Here is a 1,403-nt window from a genome sequence, read left to right as displayed (position 1 = left end):
GCCGTCCCCCCCGACCAGTCGCGCCTGGCCCTGGTCTATCCGGGCGGCCCCGACCGGATCTACGCGCTGCTGACCGGCTATGGCGCGCAGCCGCCCGCCGGCTACCGGCCCAGCCATCCCGGCGCGTTCTACAACCCCTATGCCGCCAATGCGGAAATCTCCATGCCGCCGCCCTTGCATGACGGGCAGGTCGCCTTTACCGACGGCACGGCCGCAACCACGGCGCAGGAAGCCCGTGACGTCACCAATTTCCTCGCCTGGGCGGCATATCCCCACCTGGCCGAACGCCATCGCCTGGGGGTGCAGGTCACGCTCTACCTGCTGTTCCTGGCCGTCCTGACATTCGTTCTGAAACGGAGAATCTGGTCCAATGTCCATTAATCCCGCCTCCGGCACCGTACCGGCCGAAACGATCGAACCCGTGATCGGCCTGATCGGCGGTTCGGGCCTGTACGATGTCGACGGGCTCGAGGACAAGGAATGGCGCACGGTGGAAACGCCCTGGGGCATGCCGTCCGACCAGTTGCTGTTCGGCCGTCTGGACGGGGTGCGCTGCGTCTTCCTGCCGCGCCACGGGCGGGGGCACCCGATCCCGCCGTCGCGCCTGAACTATCGCGCCAACATCGCGGCGCTGAAGATGTCGGGCGTGACCGACATCGTGTCGCTGTCGGCCGTGGGCTCGTTGAAGGAAGACCTTCCCCCTGGCCGGTTCGTCATCATCGACCAGTTCATCGACCGCTCCTTCGCCCGGGAAAAGAGCTTCTTCGACACGGGCTGCGTCGCCCATGTCTCGATGGCCGATCCGCTCTGCCCGCGCATCGGCGACACGCTCGAGGACACGGCCCGCGCGCTCGGCCTGGACGTGACGCGCGGCGGCACCTACCTGGTCATGGAGGGCCCGCAATTCTCGACCCGCGCCGAAAGCAACCTCTACCGCTCCTGGGGCTGCTCGGTGGTCGGCATGACCAACATGCCCGAGGCCAAGCTGGCCCGCGAGGCCGAGATCTGCTACGCGACCGTGGCGATGGTGACCGATTACGACTGTTGGCACCCCGACCATGACAGCGTCACGGTCGACGCGGTCGTCAAGGTCATGCTCTCCAACGCCGACAAGGCCCGCGCTTTGGTCAAATCCGTCATTCCGGCGCTGGGCAAGCCGCGCGACCCCTGCCGGGCCGGGTGCGACCGTGCCCTGGAACATGCGCTGATCACCGCGCCCGACAAGCGCGACCCCGCCCTGCTGGCCCGGCTGGACGCGGTGGCCGGCCGGATCCTGTCCCGGGCCTGATCTCCCTTCGTCCGGCGCGGATGTCCGGCGTTACAGGTGTCGCATGTGCAATGTCGTCAACCTCCGGCGCGAACGCAAACGCCGGGACCGGCAGCAGAAAGCGGCCGTCGCGGCC

2 protein-coding genes are annotated in these 1,403 nt (G+C 68.2%); both read left to right on the top strand.

Translation table 11 applies throughout. The annotated features are described in order from the left end of the window. The coding region (locus tag HUK84_RS18290) for a cytochrome c1 (RefSeq protein ID WP_218064456.1) at window positions 1-381 on the top strand (381 nt) is incomplete at its 5' end. After that, complete coding sequence (locus tag HUK84_RS18285) at window positions 371-1,288, top strand: S-methyl-5'-thioadenosine phosphorylase (protein WP_176641507.1); 918 nt, start codon at window positions 371-373, stop codon at window positions 1,286-1,288. The genes HUK84_RS18290 and HUK84_RS18285, both read left to right, overlap by 11 nt. Window positions 1,289-1,403: the final 115 nt, after the last annotated feature.

The organism is Nguyenibacter vanlangensis (assembly GCF_013376155.1).
GTDB lineage: Bacteria > Pseudomonadota > Alphaproteobacteria > Acetobacterales > Acetobacteraceae > Gluconacetobacter > Gluconacetobacter vanlangensis.
The sequence above is the reverse complement of the archived record's forward strand: the minus strand, read 5'-3'. Positions and strand labels throughout refer to the sequence as shown.